The organism is Edaphobacter sp. (genome assembly GCF_035532915.1).
GTDB lineage: Bacteria > Acidobacteriota > Terriglobia > Terriglobales > Acidobacteriaceae > Edaphobacter.
Genome location: NZ_DATKQC010000478.1, coordinates 1 through 17,923, shown reverse-complemented (window position 1 = coordinate 17,923; position 17,923 = coordinate 1). Strand labels below are relative to the sequence as shown.

Sequence of the window (17,923 nt, the reverse complement as noted above, 5' to 3'; positions counted from 1 at the left end):
CTGCTCGAATACAAACGCCGCTCCCCCATCGAGCTTCCCTCCACCGCGACCCCCGCCGACAAGCGCCGCGCCGAGTGGACCCAGCGCCGCGAAAAGATGTGGATGACCGCCGTCGTCGTCACCAGCTTCGTCTTCATCTTCCTCTCTACCGCCGAGTTCATCTACGCCAAGAGCACCACCGCCCTTTCACCGACAACGGCGGTCACTCTCGTCGGCAGCCAGGCCATCGTCCCCACCTCGCAGATCACCGACGACCAGCTCCACCGCTACGGCGTCCATGTGCAGGACGCCAAGGGCGGCAGCGTCGAAGTCCGCTTCCTCCTCTACAAGAAGCCCGACGGCAACATCGTCTCCGTAGCCGACGCCTGCCACATCTGCGGCCCGGTGGGTTTCTACATCAGCAGCCAGGGAATCACCTGCAAGATGTGCGCCTCGCCGCTCGTGCCGCAATCGATGGGCCAGCCCGGAGGCTGCAACCCAATCCCGCTGCACTCCACCATCGGCGGCGGCGAAGTAGTCATCCAGGCCGCAGACCTCCGCGCCCTCGCCCCGGTCTTCGAGCGCTAACCATGCAAACCCTCCTCCATCCAGGTACCCCACAGCAGTTGCCATTGCACTTGCTTCTAGGTACTCCAAGGCTTCAGCCTTGGACCTCTCTCCACCCCAGAAGCCCGGGTGCCCCATCCTTCGCAGTTTCATCGCGAAGGGTGGGATCGACACTCTCCAACCCGTCGGAGGCCCGCTAATGTTCTTCCGCCTCCTATGGGAAAGCTTCCGCCGCCAGCGTCGCCGCAAGGCCCTCGCCGGAATCGCCATCCTGCTCGGAACCACCGCCGTCACCGCGATGCTCGCCCTCGCCACCACCATCGGCGACCGCATCCATAAAGAGCTGGCCGTCTACGGAGCCAACATCGTTGTCACACCCAAAGCCGCTAATCTCGATGTAAAAATCGGCGGGGTAGATATCAAGCCAGCCACCGGCAATGCCTATCTCCACGAGTCCGATCTCAAAAAACTGCAAGGCATCTTCTGGGCGAACAATATCACCGGAGTCTCTCCCGAACTCACAGGGGAGGGCAACGCATCAAAACTGCCTGATCTCGGAAAAAATAGCTTTAAAGTTAGGGTTGTCGGTCTCTGGTTCAATAAGCATTTCGGAAGCATAACGACGGGAGCATCCCAGCTACACCCCTGGTGGCGATTACAAGGAAACTGGCCGCAAGAGCGGAATCTTACCGACTACTTACCGGTCGTGGTCGGCAAAACTCTCGCAGATCATCTCGGGATCAAAGTGGGTGATTCATTCCGGGTGATGACTCCGGAACTCGAAACTGCTCACTTGGATAATGTCGTTACAGTTACAGGAATCGTATCGAGTGGCGATGAAACAGATAACGAGATTCTTATGAATCTCGATGAAGCTCAAGGTCTTCTTAACCATCCCGACGCAGTCTCCCGCGTAGATGTCTCTGCCCGCACCAAGCCCGAAGACGCCTTCGCCCGCAAAGATCCCGACACGCTCTCGCCGCAGCAGCACGAGATCTGGTACTGCCGTCCCTACGCCAACTCCATCGCCTACCAGATCCGTGAAGCCATCCCCGGCGCACAGGCTGATCAAGTCCGCCGCGTCGAGCAAAACGAAGGCAACGTGCTCGAACGCATCAGCGGACTCATGTGGCTCATCAGCGCCGCCGCCCTGCTCGCCGCCGGATTCGCCGTCAGCGCAGCCATGGCCACCGCCATCCTCGAGCGCCGCGCCGAGATCGGCCTCATGCGCTCCCTCGGAGCCAGCAAGGGCTCCATCGCCTTCCTCTTCTACTCCGAGACCGGACTGCTGGCTATCTTCGCCGGAGCCATCGGCTACCTCTTCGGCTCGGGCCTCGCCGCATGGCTGGGAGCCCGCATCTTCGCAGGCGACGGAGCGGCCACAGGCAGCCCCATCCTCAACCCCATCCTGCTGCCCATCGTCGTGGCCCTCGCCTTCCTCGTCGCCATCGCTGGAAGCACGCCCTCCATCCGCACCTCGCTGGAGATGGACCCCTCCACCATCCTGAGGGCGGACGCATGACAAATCTTTCAGCCAACCAACATGGGTGCAACGGAAATGGGTGCCCCATGTCCCGACTCTGGGACATGGGTTTTGCGCCACACCAGTCCGCGCAGGTGACAGCATGAAGCAACTCAGCTTCACCAGCATGTTACGACGCTCCCTCGTTCATCGCCGCGCACGTAGCCTCTCCGCGCTCGTCGCCCTCACCGTCTCTGCCGCCGTCGCCACTGCCCTGCTCACGCTCTACGCCGACCTCAACGCCAAGCTCCACAAGGAGTTTCGCAACTTCGGAGCCAACGTGGTCGTCACCGCCTCGGCATCTTCTCCGCTGCCACCCAACGCCCTCGCGCAAATCCAAAAAGCAGCAGGCACCGACGCCCTCGTCGCTCCCTTCGCCTACGCCGTCGCCACCACCGACCGCGGAACCTCCGTCGTCGTCGCTGGAACCGACTTCCCTGCCGTCCAGCGTCTGGATGCCTGGTGGGACCTCGCCCACTGGCCCGCCGCACCTGATGCGGCGCTGCTGGGCGACCACGCCGCCAACTTCATCGCCGACGAGCACGCGGTCAAGCTCACCTACGCAGGCAAAGCCATCACCCTCGCCGGAGCAGGCCGCCTCAAGACCGGGGGCGACGAAGACAGTCGCATCTACATTCCCCTTGCCGCCTTCACCCAATGGACAGGCATCGGCCCAACCGTCATCGAGCTGCAGGTCCCCGGCGGAGCCGCCGCCGTCGAGGCCGCGCTCACCCGCCTCCGCGCCCAGTTCCCGACTTTACAAATTCAACCGGTACGCCAGCTCGTCGAAGGTGAGTCGCGCATCGTCGACCGCACCCACTCGCTGATGTACGGCTCGGTGCTGCTCATCGCGCTTACAGTAGCCGTCAGCGTGCTGGCCACGCTCTCAGCCTCTGTGCTCGAACGCCGCCGCGACTTCGCGTTGATGAAGGCCCTCGGCGGATCGCAGACGCAGCTCATGGGCATGTTTCTGCTCGAGGCCCTCGTCCTCGCGCTTGCCGGGGTTGTCCTCGGCTATATCGTCGGCTCAGCCGCCGCATGGGCCATCAGCCAGGCCAACTTCCACACCGCCACGCTGCCCCGCCTCTCCGTCCTTCCCCTGGTGCTGCTGCTCAACATCACCATCGCCGCCTTCGCCGCCCTCTTCCCCGTCCGCGTCCTGCGCGGCCTCCAACCCGCGGCCTTGCTAAAGGGCGAATGACAGATGAGCCACAAAATCTCGGGCGCCCCATCCTTCTCAGCCTCACCGCGCAGGGTGGGACCACGAATGTTCGGCAACCACAGAATCGCCGTTGCCTGTTCTTGTCTCCCTCAACCACACACGAGGCTAAACTAGAAGAGAGCCAATGCCAGAAAGCCTAAGCCCCATCGAAAGCGAAACCCGCCCCGACTGCGCCGTCATCTCCCTCAACGGAGTCACCCGTGAGTACGCCGGCCGCGCCGGAGCGGTGCGTGCGCTCGATCACGCCGCCTTCAGCATCGTCGCCGGTGAGTGGGTCGCCATCACCGGGCCCTCGGGCTCGGGAAAATCGACGCTTGTCAATCTCATTGGCTGCCTCGACCGCCCCACCTCGGGCGAGCTGCGCATCGACGGCGTCAATGTCGCCACCATGTCCGCCACCGAGCTGGACCGCTTTCGCGCCGACAAGATCGGCTTCATCTTTCAGCAGTTCCACCTGATTCCCTACCTGTCGGCGCTCGAAAATGTGATGCTGGCGCAGTACTTCCACTCCATGACGGACGAGACCGAAGCCCGCGCCGCGCTTGCTCGTGTGGGCCTTGCCGCACGCGCCGAGCACCTTCCCAGCGAGCTATCGGGCGGCGAGCAGCAGCGCGTCTGCATTGCGCGGGCGCTTATCAATAATCCGCCTATTTTGTTAGCGGATGAGCCTACAGGAAATCTGGACGCGGCTAACCAGACCATCGTTGCCGAACTTTTGCAGGACCTGCATCGCAACGGCCATACCATCGTCATGGTGACGCACGATCCTGAGATGGCGGCGCTTGCTCAGCGCAAGATTGCGTTGAGCCATGGTAAGGTCTTCTGCCATCCCATTGGCGGGCAGGTCGTTACCCTGAAACGGTGATGTAACCAGTAAAACTTGACTTCAACGGTTACATCTTAGATTTTGTAACCGGTAAAAGCAGGTTTCTCAGGTTACGTGCCGAACTAGCGCTCTCCCCACTTCAACTTCGACCGCAGCACATTGAAGACGCCGTTGGGCGTATGTCGCAGCAATCGCACGCTGTACTTTGAGCGGCAACAGTAGACGTTGTCTCCGAGCATCAACTCGACCGCCTCCTGCCCATCTACCGTCAGATAGGTCTGGTTAGGAACCCCTTCGATATGAATACTTACAGAAGAATCTCCAGGTACAACTATAGGTCTCAGCGTCAGCAGGTGCGGACAGATCGGAGTCACCAGCATGGCATTCACATTGGGCATGACAATCGGGCCGTTAGCCGCCAGGTTGTACGCCGTTGATCCCGTAGGGGTTGCAACGATTATTCCGTCGGCGCGGAACTTGGCGACAAGCTGCTGATCGATCTCGACCATGAAATCGGCCATGCGAGCGATGGTTCCTTTGGAGACGACGACATCATTCAAGGCGTCCCACTGATGCAGCAGCTTTCCCTCGCGCCGCAGCTCGGCGTGCATCATGCTGCGAACCTCGACATCGGCGCGGCGATCGCACCAGTCCTGAAGCGTCAGGTATAGGTCTCCCAGGGGAATCTCGGTCAGGAATCCCAGAGAGCCGAGATTTACCGAGAGGATCGGCGTCACGGTTCGGGCAAATGCCCGCGCGGCTGCCAGCAGGGTGCCGTCTCCACCGAGCACGATAACTAGATCGGGCTTGTGCGCCGGCAGGTCGGGCCGCTCAACTCCAACAGAACCGACAAGATAGGCTGCGCTGTCCGGATCGAGGACATATTGGTAGTCGTGGCTTTCGAGCCAGCTTACAAGCTCGCGCAGAATTCCTGCGAGCTCCGGCTTCTGAGGCTTCGAGACAATTGCAGCAAGGGGCATGTCGTTAGTGTAACGGCACTTCGTCTCTGCTTCTATGGTTCTGTTGGCCATGGTCGATACAACTCAGCCGGTGGACTCTACGAGCAGGCTAACCTTGGTCGAGCGTTGAAGCGTGCCACCGGTAGGCGTGGTCGCGGTTCCGGTCACGGTGATGGAATAGGTGCTGGGCGGGTTCGCAGAGCTGCCCCCACTATTGACGCGGCTTCCGCAGCCGCAACAGAAGGCAAGCGAGCCAATCACAACAACGCAGGCGATAATGCTCACAAAGCTGCCGCGAATCCGCTTGCGGAGAGCAATCCCTACAACGGGAAACAGCAGGAGACCGAACAACGGCGTCTCCAGGCTTCTACCGAGCGCCGTAGTCTGCGGCATGTTAATCGTCAAGGTAAAGCTGTCGGGAGTCGTGCCCGGAGGTAGATACGCTGGGTTGAACGAGGCCGTCGCCAGCGGCGGAAGCCCGGTCGCGGCCAGCGTAATCGGGCTTGAGAGCGCTGCTCCCTGAATCTGCATCGTGAAGTTGAAGTTCGCCGTCCCGCCCGAGGGTATGGTCTGCGATGTGGCTCCGGCGGGGGTAAACGTGAAGTCGGGAGCGTTCGGAGGCGCGGCGATCACGGTGATGAGCAGCGAGTTGGAGACACTGGCGATAAAGTTTCGATCTCCCGCGTACTGCATCGAGAGCGTGTGCACGCCGGGAGCAAGGCTACTGGTGGTGAACGTCGCGGGATTGGCCGCGCTAAAGAGCGTATCCGCTCCATCCTTCACCGTTAGGGTGCCGGTAGGGGTTCCGGCAGTGGTCGGCGTTGCGGTCGCAGTCAGGGTGAGCGGCGCACCAGCGCCGATCGACGTGGCCGACGGCGTAAGCGTCGCAACCGTGGGTGCGGGAGCAATGGTTACGCTGGCGGGCGCGGCCGTGAAGCTGTAGTTCTTTGCAGCCGCTCCACTGAGCGCAGCCGTGATGGGGTAGACAGCGGCTGGCGCGAAGGCTGCGATGGGCGCGGCGAAGGTTGCGGTAAGGTTGGCGTCGTCCTGGGGCAGATCGCCGTTGAGCGTTCCCGTCAGCGTGGGGATCGGCTGGCCGTAGAGCAGCGTGATGGGGTCGGGCGTAGCCGTCAGCGGGCGCGGCGTAATGCTGAAGCTGATCGGCTGGCTTTGCGATGAAGTCTGGTCGCCGCTATAAGACGCAAGCACGCTATAAGTTCCGACGGAGAGTGCGCTGGTGTCGAAGTTGGCCGCGCTGGCCATCAGCGGCGCGGTTTCGAGTGTGGTGCCCGTGGCCGTGGTGGGATCGAGCAGTGTGAAGGTAATGGTTCCACTCGCATTGCCTGAGGCAAGCGTGGCGGTGAGTTCTCCCGTGCCGTAGAGCATGGTCGACGGAGCCGTGAGGCTGAGGTTGGTCGATGGGATCGAGGAGAGCCCGGCGACGGTGTGGATGTCGGGCGTGGCCTGCGTGTCGAGCTGCCGGACGCGCTGGTTAGCTGTGTCGGCAAGCGTAACCAGACCAGCGGCGGTGATGGTCGTCGCTCGCGGCGAGTCGAGGCTGGCGGCGGTGGCTGTATTGCCATCGCCGCTGAAGTTTTGCGTGCCATCGCCCGCGACGGTGGTTATCTTCCCGGTGACTGCGTCGATGCGGCGGATGCGATGGTTGGCGGTGTCGGCAATGTAGAGATCGCCTGCGCCATCGATGCTGAGACCGTGCGGCAGCGCCAGCCTCGCAGCAGATGCAGCGCCGTTGTCACCGCTGAAGCCAGCGGTAGCGCCTGCAACCGTGGTGATCGTTCCGGTTGCAGCCGTGATCTTTCGCACGCGGTGGTTGTGCGTGTCCGCCAGATATAGATTTTGATCTGCATCTACGACCAGCCCGCTCGGAGAATCGATCGCAGCGGCGGTCGCCGGGCCACCATCGCCGCTGAAGTCCTGCGTGCCGTTGCCTGCAACCGTGGTGATGATGCCGCTGCCCAGATTGACCTCGCGAATACGGTGGTTCTGCGTATCGGCGACGTAAAGGTCATCGCTGCCGTCGAGTGCCAACGCCGTAGGAAGGTTCAGTTGTGCGGCGGTCGCCGGGCCGTTGTCGCCGCTGAAGCCTGCGCTCGAGCCTGCAATCGTAGAGATATCTCCAGTAGTCAGGTTGAGCTTGCGAATACGGTGGTTGTGCGTGTCCGCGATGTAGAGATTGCCACCGCCAAGCGCAAGCCCCTGGGGCGAGTCCAGAAGTGCCGCCGTAGCCGCGCCGTTATCGCCGCTGAATCCCTGCGTTCCGGTTCCAGCAATGGTGGTGATCTTCCCAGCCGTATCCACCTTGCGAATGACGTGGTTGCCAGCCTCAGCGATATAGAGATTGCCCGCGACATCGTAGGCGATGGCAGAAGGCAGGATAAGCGGCGCAGCAGTCGCCGTGATCTGCGCGTCCGCGCATGAGGCGCAGAGAACGAACAGCATCGCCCATAACAAGACGGGAAGGCTGCGCGATGGCTGCGAGATCTGCTGGCCCATGGGGAGTGTAATTCCGAGATTACATGATGGGAGAGCCCGGAAGATTACAGACCTTCCTTAAATCCAGCTAGACTCATTAACGTGCGCCCCTCACCGAAAGACCGCCTCGTTGTAGCCCTCGACTTCCCCACCGCCAAAGCAGCTCTCGACCTCGTCGACCAGCTCTCCGGTACCTGCCAATGGTTCAAGGTCGGCATGGAGCTTTACTACGCAACGGGCAACGCCCTGGTTGAAACTCTCCGCAATCGCGGCTTCAACGTCTTCCTCGATCTCAAGCTCCACGACATTCCCAACACCGTCGCCGGTGCCGTCCGCTCCGCCACGCAGGCCGGAGCCTCCCTGCTTACGCTTCACGCTTCAGGCGGTCCAGCCATGATGGCTGCCGCAGCCGAGTCCGCGGCAGCCCCCGGCTCTCCTCGGTTGCTCGCCGTCACCGTCCTGACGAGCATGGACGCCGCTCAACTCACCGCTACGGGCGTCGGCTCCACTCCAGCCGAACAGGTTTTGCGGCTGGCGAAGCTCGCCCAGAACTCCGGAATTAACGGCATGGTCTGCTCCGCCGAAGAGGTAGGCGCACTGCGAGCCGAGCTAGGCGACGAAGCTCTTCTGGTCATCCCTGGAATTCGTCCCGCAGGCAGCGATATCGGCGACCAGAAACGCATCGCCACTCCCGCTGCCGCCATCGAGCGCGGAGCCTCGATGCTGGTGGTTGGCCGCCCCATCACCCAGGCTGCCAATTCCGCTGAAGCAGCCGAAGCAATTCTCAAAGAGATCGAAGCCTCAACAAAATCCATTTAAAGCACAGAAGAGCCTCGAGGTTGTCGTCATTGGCGATAACGTCGAGACTCTTAGTCTTTATGAATCAGACTTTTACAGCAGAAACATGCGTAACATTCATATCGCTTAACCGCAAAACTACTGATTTTGCGGAACCGCCGCCGCGAATGAACTCGCTTAGGTTTAACTCTGCCACTTCATATCCTTGATTCCGAAGGCGTTGCGCCAAATCAGTTTCAACTTTGCCCATCAGGATATGCTTACCTACGTTGATCACATTGCAGGCGAACTGAGTAGCCTCGATCTCGCTGACCGCAATGCGCTTGTCCGCGGTGAATGCCGCTTCGATCCTGGCCAGTGACGCCGCATCGAACGCTTCGGGGAAATAGAGAAGCTCTCCCCCACTGAGCGGCGCAAAGCAAAGATCCAGGTGATAAAAGCGTGGGTCGACAAGATGCAGCGATGTCACCGGAGTATGCCAGGCATCGGCAACATGCTTGTGGCTCTGCTTGCAGGTCCGCGATCCATGCGCCGCCCACAGCCGTCCTCCTGCAGCATCGAACACAACGTCCCCTTCGCCTTCAAAGGCGGTCTCGCGAGGGGTCTCCCAGACCAGAAATCCCGCATCCTGAAACCACCGCCGGAGATGCGTCTCTTCCGTCTGGCGCTGGGGATGGGCAAAGCTGGAGATGGCTGCCACACCGTGCTGCACCAGGGCAGAGTGGCCCACAAAGACCATGTCCGGCGAGCCCTGCCGTGGGTGGAGCAGACGCACATCAGCAATCTGCTGAAGATGCTGGTGCAGCGTCTTCCACTGGGCAAACGACGTATCTCTTGAAGATTGATGGAGATTCCCGGCCATCCAGGGATTGATGACGTAGTTCACGTCATACCATTCCGGGGCGCACATCAAAAATGTCGGGCGGTCAAAATGGGGTAAGGAGGTAAAACTCGAGGCCGGTGAAGATACTACCGAGGAGGTCGTCATAACGCTGGTACCCTGCTTTCCAGTTGTAGAGTCTGCCCTTCAGAACAGACGGTCGTCAATAGCTGCAACGATAATTTGTTGTACGACTTTGGTTCGACGCAGCCCAACATGGAAAGGAGGTATAGATCGTGGTTCAAAACGATTAATAATCGGCTACAAAAAAGGTTGCGTATCGCACGCAACAAAGGGCCCGAATTGGGCCCTTTGTTTACAATCAGATTCAAATTTGTCTCGTTTTTTTTTACAACTTTTCGAAGAAATCGCACGCTGAGCAGGAGATGTAGACTCCGCCCGGGGTTCCGCGCTCACGATCTTTCATGCGCTTTACGATGCGGGTCGGTTTGGAGCACTTCGGACAGTCCGTGCTCTTGTTCGTATCCATGACCTTTTTACGGTCGCCGGTCTTGGCAATCTTCGCCATAATTCTGCTCTCCCTGGTGCGAATGTTTCGGCTCGCGCGCTGGAGGACCGATGTTCCGCCATTCTGGTGGCAGGCTGCACCGAGACCATCCGGAACTTCTCGTAAAGATTGTCCGGGACTGGCCGCGGCGGGAATCGGAGGAGAAGAACTGCGATTGAGGCTCTCCCAAGAGTTTACACGACTGAAGCATTAAAGGAGATGGGGGTCCTGGGGAGAACCCGCTGTGGGAACCCCGACCGAGGGTATAGTCGGCTGACTGGCAGTCGGGAACTGGACTTTACCGGAACCTCCCGACGGGATTGGCTCTCCCGGCTTGCGCAAGGTTGGTGGCGCTGACTGCCCATTGGGAGAGTTGCCGGGCTCCTGATCGCCCATTGCCACCTCCCGCGTGGGCGGTGGAGGATTGTAGCCGCCCATCTCATCTTTATTGTGGATCTCAAGCGGCTTGCCCAGCGCGGCGATCTCAACGGTGGCCACCCGATCCCCGATAAATTTTACAAAATGGATCGTCTGCGGTTCATGGCCGTAGATCCACTCTTCGTATACCGCGCCGCTGGGGTCCTCGCTGTGCTTCTCGCGAATCTTGCTCTCCGGCTCTCCCATCGCGGCGAGTACCATGCGGTGGTTCATCCCCACCAGAACTTCGTGCACATCGACTGCCTGCTTCACCAATGGCGGAAGTGTGTTCGCGTAGGCCTGCTCTGTGGTCTTGACCCCGAAGTCGATGACCGGTGCCAGCAGTGACTTCACCTCAGGCGCCGATACGTCGGGCACGAAGCCCTCAAAGACCAGGCTCACACGAGAGCCTGTCGCCTCTTCGCCCGTGTCAGCCACGACAGGATTGTCGTTGAACTGAACATGCCGCAGGAAGCGGTGCTTCTCGTAGGGGCCACCATTGAGATCCAGAATGATACGGTTTCCCTTGACGGTCAGCGCAGTCACCACGACGCGGTCGCCCGGGGCGGCAGATTCGCCCTTCTTGTAGACCATCTCCTTATAGGCTGCGGCGCTGGTTTCGAGCGGCCCATTGGCGCGAAGCGTAAGACCGGCCCCCATCGGAAGCGCACAGTGAGCAAAGCCCTGCTCGGCGACCAGCATTCGCACCAGTTCGCGGCGGCCCCGTTCTTTCATCGGGGCGTCAGGAAGAGGAAGATTCGTCGGGGTAAAGTGAGTCGAGATTTCGTCTGTGGCAGTCGTCTCGCCAACCACGAAGACCTGGCTTCGCACGGTGGCGGCCAACAAAAGCAGACAACCTATAAGGAGTGCCCATCTGTGTTTGCGCAGTGCCATGGCAGCACCTCAGATGCCTAGCAGTTTGCGCCTTCTTTTCACCATTTGCAAGGGGATTGGGCACATTTTTGCATCCCGTCGAAAAAGCTTCGACAGACTCGCCGGTACCCGTGTGCCGTCTTCTTGTCAGGCGCTGTAATGGGCTATGACTCGTGTCACTTTACCAACCGCCGACAACTCCATAAACTCGCCCGTATGGGTTCCCTTTTGGTTGGTGTAGTAGAGCACAATACTATTTAGCCCAGCGAGCACATCTTCAAGGTTGAAGCGGAGTTCCGGGTAGGCTTCGAGCCCTCGCTGGAAGTATGTTCTCAGATTTTCCTTTCCCACCACCTTGCCATCGGGCACACCCAATAGCTGGGCGGCGGCTGGCGAAGTCAACTCAATTGCATCCTCATAGTGCGACAGAATCAAGTCCAGATCATGAGCGTTCCATGCAGCAATCCAATGATTTGCCAGACTCCGTGCCTCGTCTTTCGTCACTGCTTTCTCCCCTTGAAGCTTCTATATAGATATGCGCCGAATTATACGATGCCATGTCGGGAGAATAGCCTGCGCTGGCGCGAGACTGCTGATAGGGATCGGAAATTCAAAAGGTTTGCGAAACCGGCCCTCATCGGACCATTACCCTCTTCTTATGAACCGATCCTATTGGGAGGATCGATCACTGAACGTTCCTGAGGCGTGGTGGGCAGAATCTGCACCAAGGATGCGGGCTTCGCTTGCTGCTCCATGGCCGTATGCGCCTCCGGTGGCGGCACATCCATCGGATATCCGGCCGCGATAATGGGCTTGCGCGTGTAATTCCACGAATAATCCCGTGTGACGATGACGACCACGATAATGCCAACCACAAGCACCAGCAGTGTAAAAAACGCCGCTTCGGGGCCGTAGTCGCCGCCCGTAAGCCAGGTGCGACCGATGGCGCGGGTCTGCACGACGCTCGAAAAATCCACGATTCCGCTTACCGGCAGGCCGAACAGCACTCCCATGCTTGCATTCCACGCAAAATGCAGCCCCCAGCCCAGCCATAGGCCGTGAGTGCGCAGCCACGCGATCGATAGCAAAACTCCGGCGAGGATGGTGATCAGAACACTGATCCAGGTAGCGTCGGGATTGAAAGCGTGAAGCAATCCGAAGAACAATGACATCAGGATCGTCGCCCATGTTGGGCCAACCACTTCGATCAAGCGCCGAAAGGGATAGCCTCGGAAGGCAACTTCCTCGACCAGGGCGCTGACGGCAAGCATCGCCAGGCTGAGAAACGCCAGCCAGAAGGCCCGGGGCGCTGCCCAGAAGATGGGGTGCAGGGTGCCCCCCAACACCATGGGGATCACGGCAAGCACCACCAGCCCCCACCCAATCGCCGCGCCGATTCCCCACTCCTGCCCTGCAGTTGCCCGCTGGGGCAGGCCAAGCGCCTCTCGCATGGAGGAACTCTGATGGGCGATCATCTGCAAAAAGACGAAGCCGATGGAAAGCAAAAAGAGCAGGAAAAGTACGCCAAGCAAGGGACGTTCATCGCTGAGGTTGAAGCGGATGGACAATCCCATCGCTGCACGTCCGGCCAGCGTCTGCGAAGCAAAAAACCACGCCGCAGAAGTAACAAAGAGCGCAATTTGCAGCGGGCGGTCCGAGCGGGTTGACGGTGTCGAATCAAACGCCTTCAACGATAGCTACTCCATAAGTGCATCGACCGCTAAGCGGTGGTGTAAAACTGCGCGATATTGCGAAACTTCTGATAGCGCTGCTCCAGCAGATCTTCGATCGACATGCCACGAAGGTTCGCGAGATGGTATTGAAGCCGTTCGTCAACCAGAGCCATAGCTGCGGCTGGATCGTTTTGCGTGCCGCCCTTTGGTTCCGGCAGCACGTCATCGACACAGCCTAAGCGTTGGACGTCGGTCGCCGTGTATTTGAGAGCATCGGCAGCCTGCTGTTTCTTGCTGGCGTCCTTCCACATGATCGACGCGCAGCCTTCGGGCGATATTACAGAGTAGATAGCGTTCTCGAGCATCAGGACGCGGTCAGCCACAGCCAGCGCCAGCGCTCCGCCCGAACCGCCCTCGCCGGTGATGGTGGCAATGGTCGGCACCTGCAGCCGAGACATCTCAAGCAGATTGCGGGCAATCGCCTCACCCTGTCCTCGCTCTTCGGCTCCGATACCGGGATTTGCCCCGGCAAGATCAATGAAAGTGAAGATGGGCCGGCCAAACTTCTCGGCGATCTTCATCGCACGCAATGCCTTGCGATAGCCCTCAGGATCAGGGCTGCCGAACTTCCGTGCGACGCGCTCTTTGAGCGTTCGCCCCTTCAGGTTGCCGACCACCAGAACGGGCTCGCCATGAAAGTACGCCATGCCACAGCTCATCGCCGCATCATCGCCGAAGGCGCGGTCGCCGTGGATCTCGTTGAAGTCGGTAAAGAGTGCTTCGATGAAGTCCATCGGATAGGGACGCTGGGCGTGCCGGGCCAGCTCCGTCTTAATCCACGCTTCCGGAACCGGTGCGGCTACAGGATGAGCGTGCGTTGCTCTGCTTGCTTCGTGTTCAGCCATAGGTATCTTGATGCTTCGATGCTGCCCTTTGATTGTATGGCATCTCCCGCTTAATCAATAACTCGGACTGCCCCCCGTCCCACCAGCTCTTCCACCTGATCGATAAACAGGCGATCTGCCGCCACCATGACGTTATGCGGTTCGAGCACAGCGCAGAACTCTCCCGGCTCTTCGAGGTCCAGCAACAGCTTGCCTTTACCCGGTGCGCCAAGAAACAGAGCATGAAGTTTTTCGAGCAGCGCTGTATCTGGATTGTGCAGAGGAACCCTGATCCGCAGCGACTCCGGCAGCTTCAGCTTCACGTCTTCCAAAGCCTGAATGCTCGAGATCGCAAGCTTGGGTGCGGAGTCTTCCTCGCCTCGCAGAACTCCTCGGACGAGCACCGGGACATCGATCTTCAGCTTCTCCGCCAGCTTCTCATACGACTGCGGAAACGCGATCAGCTCGATCTTGCCGACCGTATCTTCGAGCGAAGCCTGCGCGTACATCTCGCCCGAGCGTTTCGACTTCGCCACCTTCAGCCCGGTGATGACTCCGGCAATCGCAATCTCGTTCTGCGGCTCTTCGCTGCGACCGCGGCGGAAGGTCTGCGGCTCCGGCTTCATTTCAATAGCAGTCGCCGTGTCCACCACCTTCATGTTGCGCAACTTCTCGCGATACTTGTCCATCGGATGCCCGGAGACGAAAAATCCCAGCACCTCTTTTTCATACTGCAACCGCGTATGCTCATCCCATTCCCCGACACTAGGTAAAGCTTCCTCATGACCGCCGTCGGCTGGTACATCCGAATCGAATATCCCGAACAGCCCATGCTGGCCCGCAGCCTCGTCGCGCTGCGCCTTCTGTGCCTGCTCCATCGCCTTGTCCAGCGCGGCCATCACCTGAGCACGGCCGCCGAATGCATCCATTGCACCAGCTTTAATCAGCGACTCGAGCACCCGTTTATTCAACAGTCGAAGATCGACCTTTTCGCAGAACTCCCAAATACTGCTGAAGCCCGTCTTCCCTGCCGCCTTCAACTCTTCACGCGCCTTGATGATGGACTCAATCGCATTGTGCCCTACGTTTTTGATCGCCGCCAGGCCAAAGCCGATCGCATCTCCGACGGGTGTGAAGTTCGCGTAGGCGCTCTGTACATTCGGCGGCACGACCGAGATATTGATCTCGCGACACTCGCCAATGTACTTGACTACATTCTCAGGCTTCGACGTTTCACTGGTCAGCAGCGCGGCCATGAACTCCACCGGATAGTGGGTCTTCAGCCACGCCGTATGGTAGGCGAGCAGCGCGTAGGCAGCCGAGTGCGACTTGTTGAAACCGTATCCGGCAAACTGGGCCATCAGGTCGAAAAGCTTGCCCGCAGTATCTTTCGGATGTTTATTCGCAGCCGCTCCGGCCATAAACCGCTCGCGCTGCTTGTCCATCTCCGCGGCATCTTTCTTACCCATGGCGCGGCGCAGCAGGTCGGCATCGCCCAGCGAGTACCCGGCAACAACGTTCGAGATCTGCATGACCTGTTCCTGATACACGATGACGCCGAGCGTCTCGCGCAAAAGGTTCTCCAGATCCGGCAGCAGATACTCGACCGGACGGCGTCCCCACTTGCGCTCGATGAAGTCGTCGATCATGCCGCCCTGAATCGGACCCGGACGATAGAGCGCATTCAAAGCGGTAAGGTCTTCGACCGTCGCCGGTTTATAGCGGCGCAGCACGTCGCGCATTCCACCCGATTCAAACTGAAACACACCCGAGGTCAGTGCCCGGTGAAAGACCTGCTCATACGTCTTCTCGTCATCGAGCGGGACCGTGGCCATTTCAACGGTATCGCCGCGATTCAGCTTGATCAGCTTCAGGCAGTCGTCGATCACGGTAAGCGTGGTCAGCCCAAGAAAGTCCATCTTGAGCAGCCCCATCTTCTCGACTGCCTTCATGTCATAGGCCGTCACCAGCGACTCGTCCTTGGTCAGCGTTACTGGCACCAGTTCCGTCAGCGGTTGTGGAGCAATCACAACGCCCGCCGCATGAACGCCAGCCCCGCGAATCAACCCTTCCAGGCGAATCGCGGCGTCGATGACTTCCTTGATACAAGCATCGCTCTCATACGCCGTAGCCAGCGTCGGCGAGTCCTTCATCGCCTGTTCGATGGTGATGCCGATCGTCGGCGGGATCATCTTCGCAATGCGGTCTACCTCGCCATAGGGCATATCGAGCGCGCGTCCGACGTCCTTGATGGCGGCCTTCGCGGCCATGGTGTTGAAGGTGATGATCTGCGCCACCTGATCGTTGCCATACTTGCGTTTGACGTACTCGATGACCTCGCCACGCCGGTTCATGCAGAAGTCGATATCGATATCAGGCATGGAGATACGTTCGGGGTTCAGGAATCGCTCGAACAGCAACTCGTTCTGTAGCGGATCGACGTCGGTAATCTCCATCACGTAAGCCACCAGCGATCCCGCCGCCGAACCACGCCCCGGCCCTACGGGAATGTTCTGCTCCTTCGCATAACGAATGAAGTCCCACACGATCATGAAGTAGCCGGGAAACTGCATCTGCTTAATGCAGTCGAGCTCGCGGTTCAGTCTGGCCTCATAGTCCGCAATCGACTTGCGCAGCAACCCACGCTCGCGGAGATGGGCCACCGAAGTCTCCAGCCGCTTCTTCAAGCCCTCGCGGCACACGCTCTCAAAGTAGCTGTCCAGCGTATGGCCTTCAGGAACATCGAACTTCGGAAACGGATCTTTCACCTTCGACATCTTCAGATTGCAGCGATCCACAAACTGCATCGTGCGGTTGCAGACCTCGGGGTTCTGCGCGAAGGTCCGGTGCATCTCCTCCGCAGTCTTGATGTAGAACTCCTGCGTGTCGAACTTGAAGCGGTTCGGGTCGTTCATGCTGCCAGCCGTCTGCACGCACAGCAGAATCTCGTGGGCCCGGCTGTCGTCGCTGGCGACATAGTGGCTGTCGTTGGTCGCGATCAGCGGAATCCCCAGTTCCCGCTCCATCTTGAACAGCGCATCGCAGACGCCTTTATCCGGCTCCAGACCATGGTCCTGAATCTCGAGAAAGAAATTATTTTTACCGAAGATGTCCTGAAAGTAACCCGCGCTCTGCTTCGCCTCTTCGTACTTTCCTGCCATCAGGTGCTGATTGATCTCGCCAGCCAGGCAGCCGGAAAATCCAATCAGGCCCTCGGTATGCTTCGACAAAAACTCCTTCGACACGCGCGGCTTGCGATAAAATCCATGCAAAGCGGCTTCGCTGGTCAATCGAACAAGATTGCGATAACCGGCTTCATTCTCCGCCAATACCAGAAAGTGGTTATATCCATCGGCCCTCTCGCGATGGTCAGCCGTCTTCGACAGATACAGCTCACACCCAAGAATCGGCTTTACGCCCTTCTTCTGCATGGCATCGAAAAAATGCACCGCCCCATAGATGTTGCCGTGGTCGGTGATCGCGGCAGCGGTCTGCCCGATCTTGCTGACATGCGCGGCCAGCTTATCAACGTCGCAGGCTCCATCGAGGAGCGAATAATCGGAGTGAAGATGGAGGTGGGTAAACTCTGCGGCCATACCTTTAGTTTAGAGCCGCGGCGTGCAGAGGAAAACGCAGCTTAATTAGCAGCTTTCGTATTAGAATCTTGGGCAAATGGCCGGAATCTTTCTTGTCGATTCAATCCGCCTGTGGCTGCACCGCCGAAGCCGCCAGAAGAAGCTGCTGCAGGCCGCCAATTGGCCCATCACGGCCGCCGAGGTCAATCACTGGGCAGTCGTTCAGGCTGATGATGAAGCGAACGCCTTTGGGGTTCCCTTCCAGATCGAGGCAGGCTTCCACTTCATGCTCAACGGCGAATACTACGGCGGCTACTTCCGCAGCGTGGCGCTGGCAGGAGGCGAAGCGGAGCGGTTGGCCAAGGGCACCCCCACCGTGAATGTTCGCTACAACCGTGCCAACCCGGACGCTGTGGCGGTTCTGGCAGAGGACAACAAGGACAATCTCCCATTCCAGATCTTTTCCAATTAGAGCAGATCAGGCCTGACTGACAAGGCTCGTCGCCAACTCCGCATAAAGCTCTACACACTCCAGCAGTTCTTTCTTCGAGATCTTCTCGTCCGGCGTGTGCGCGACGTGGATGCTGCCCGGCCCCAGCAGAAACGGCTCGCCCCAGTTGGTGAGAGTGGGAATATCGGTCGCGAACTTGGCCACCATCGTAGGCAGGGTTCCCACCCGGCGCATCCGCACATAGCTCAGGTCGAGTGAGAACGTCACCTTGGCCCGGTCTCCCACCGTCTTCAGAA

The 17,923-nt window shown here is 59.5% G+C and carries 15 protein-coding genes and 1 pseudogene; 6 read left to right on the top strand and 10 right to left on the bottom strand.

Annotated features, from left to right (window positions below):
- The 4 genes from VMU57_RS22280 to VMU57_RS22265 form a co-directional block, all read left to right on the top strand.
- Positions 1 to 567: DUF2318 domain-containing protein (locus tag VMU57_RS22280; protein WP_325387456.1), on the top strand; the 567-nt coding region annotated here is incomplete at its 5' end.
- Between the two features lie 178 nt (positions 568 to 745).
- The gene (locus VMU57_RS22275; protein WP_325387455.1) at positions 746 to 2,068 is read left to right on the top strand and encodes an ABC transporter permease; all 1,323 of its coding nucleotides are present in this window, start codon (positions 746 to 748) and stop codon (positions 2,066 to 2,068) included.
- 103 nt (positions 2,069 to 2,171) lie between these two features.
- Positions 2,172 to 3,269, top strand: a complete 1,098-nt coding sequence (locus VMU57_RS22270; protein WP_325387453.1) for an ABC transporter permease — start codon at positions 2,172 to 2,174, stop codon at positions 3,267 to 3,269.
- 145 nt (positions 3,270 to 3,414) lie between these two features.
- A complete protein-coding gene (locus VMU57_RS22265) occupies positions 3,415 to 4,155 on the top strand; it encodes an ABC transporter ATP-binding protein (RefSeq protein ID WP_325387451.1) in 741 nt (246 codons plus the stop codon).
- Positions 4,156 to 4,238: 83 nt separating this feature from the next.
- Here the strand turns inward: VMU57_RS22265 and VMU57_RS22260 are convergent, their stop codons facing one another.
- Complete coding sequence (locus VMU57_RS22260) at positions 4,239 to 5,096, bottom strand: NAD(+)/NADH kinase (protein WP_325387457.1); 858 nt, start codon at positions 5,094 to 5,096, stop codon at positions 4,239 to 4,241.
- Between the two features lie 63 nt (positions 5,097 to 5,159).
- Positions 5,160 to 7,589: an Ig-like domain repeat protein gene (locus tag VMU57_RS22255; protein WP_325387449.1), complete on the bottom strand. Its 2,430-nt coding sequence runs from the start codon at positions 7,587 to 7,589 to the stop codon at positions 5,160 to 5,162.
- A gap of 81 nt (positions 7,590 to 7,670) precedes the next feature.
- Here VMU57_RS22255 and pyrF point away from each other — a divergent pair, with 81 nt between their 5' ends.
- The gene (pyrF, locus tag VMU57_RS22250; RefSeq protein ID WP_325387447.1) at positions 7,671 to 8,387 is read left to right on the top strand and encodes an orotidine-5'-phosphate decarboxylase; all 717 of its coding nucleotides are present in this window, start codon (positions 7,671 to 7,673) and stop codon (positions 8,385 to 8,387) included.
- 64 nt (positions 8,388 to 8,451) lie between these two features.
- On the opposite strand, the gene VMU57_RS22245 is transcribed toward pyrF, so the two are convergent.
- From VMU57_RS22245 to dnaE, 7 genes are all read right to left on the bottom strand, one after another.
- The gene (locus tag VMU57_RS22245) at positions 8,452 to 9,252 is read right to left on the bottom strand and encodes a dimethylarginine dimethylaminohydrolase family protein (protein ID WP_325387446.1); all 801 of its coding nucleotides are present in this window, start codon (positions 9,250 to 9,252) and stop codon (positions 8,452 to 8,454) included.
- Positions 9,253 to 9,595: 343 nt separating this feature from the next.
- Complete coding sequence (locus tag VMU57_RS22240) at positions 9,596 to 9,775, bottom strand: hypothetical protein (protein ID WP_325387444.1); 180 nt, start codon at positions 9,773 to 9,775, stop codon at positions 9,596 to 9,598.
- A 189-nt stretch (positions 9,776 to 9,964) separates the two neighbouring features.
- Positions 9,965 to 11,065: a hypothetical protein gene (locus VMU57_RS22235; protein WP_325387442.1), complete on the bottom strand. Its 1,101-nt coding sequence runs from the start codon at positions 11,063 to 11,065 to the stop codon at positions 9,965 to 9,967.
- Between the two features lie 126 nt (positions 11,066 to 11,191).
- On the bottom strand, positions 11,192 to 11,548 hold the full coding sequence (locus VMU57_RS22230) for a nuclear transport factor 2 family protein (RefSeq protein WP_325387440.1): 357 nt from the start codon (positions 11,546 to 11,548) through the stop codon (positions 11,192 to 11,194).
- Positions 11,549 to 11,700: 152 nt separating this feature from the next.
- Positions 11,701 to 12,735, bottom strand: a complete 1,035-nt coding sequence (locus VMU57_RS22225; RefSeq protein ID WP_325387438.1) for a CPBP family intramembrane glutamic endopeptidase — start codon at positions 12,733 to 12,735, stop codon at positions 11,701 to 11,703.
- Positions 12,736 to 12,764: 29 nt separating this feature from the next.
- Positions 12,765 to 13,622 carry an acetyl-CoA carboxylase carboxyltransferase subunit alpha gene (locus tag VMU57_RS22220; protein WP_325387436.1) on the bottom strand — a complete coding sequence of 286 codons (858 nt, stop codon included), beginning with the start codon at positions 13,620 to 13,622 and terminating at the stop codon, positions 12,765 to 12,767.
- Positions 13,623 to 13,672: 50 nt separating this feature from the next.
- Positions 13,673 to 17,197, bottom strand: coding sequence for a DNA polymerase III subunit alpha (gene dnaE / locus VMU57_RS22215; protein WP_325387433.1), 3,525 nt, complete (start codon positions 17,195 to 17,197; stop codon positions 13,673 to 13,675).
- Positions 17,198 to 17,273: 76 nt separating this feature from the next.
- On the opposite strand from dnaE, the gene VMU57_RS22210 reads away from it, so the two are divergent.
- Entirely contained in the window at positions 17,274 to 17,648 is a 375-nt protein-coding gene (locus VMU57_RS22210; RefSeq protein WP_325387431.1) for a DUF3592 domain-containing protein, read from the top strand.
- Between the two features lie 6 nt (positions 17,649 to 17,654).
- Here the strand turns inward: VMU57_RS22210 and VMU57_RS22205 are convergent.
- A pseudogene (locus VMU57_RS22205) lies at positions 17,655 to 17,923 on the bottom strand (peptidase dimerization protein); the annotation flags it as partial.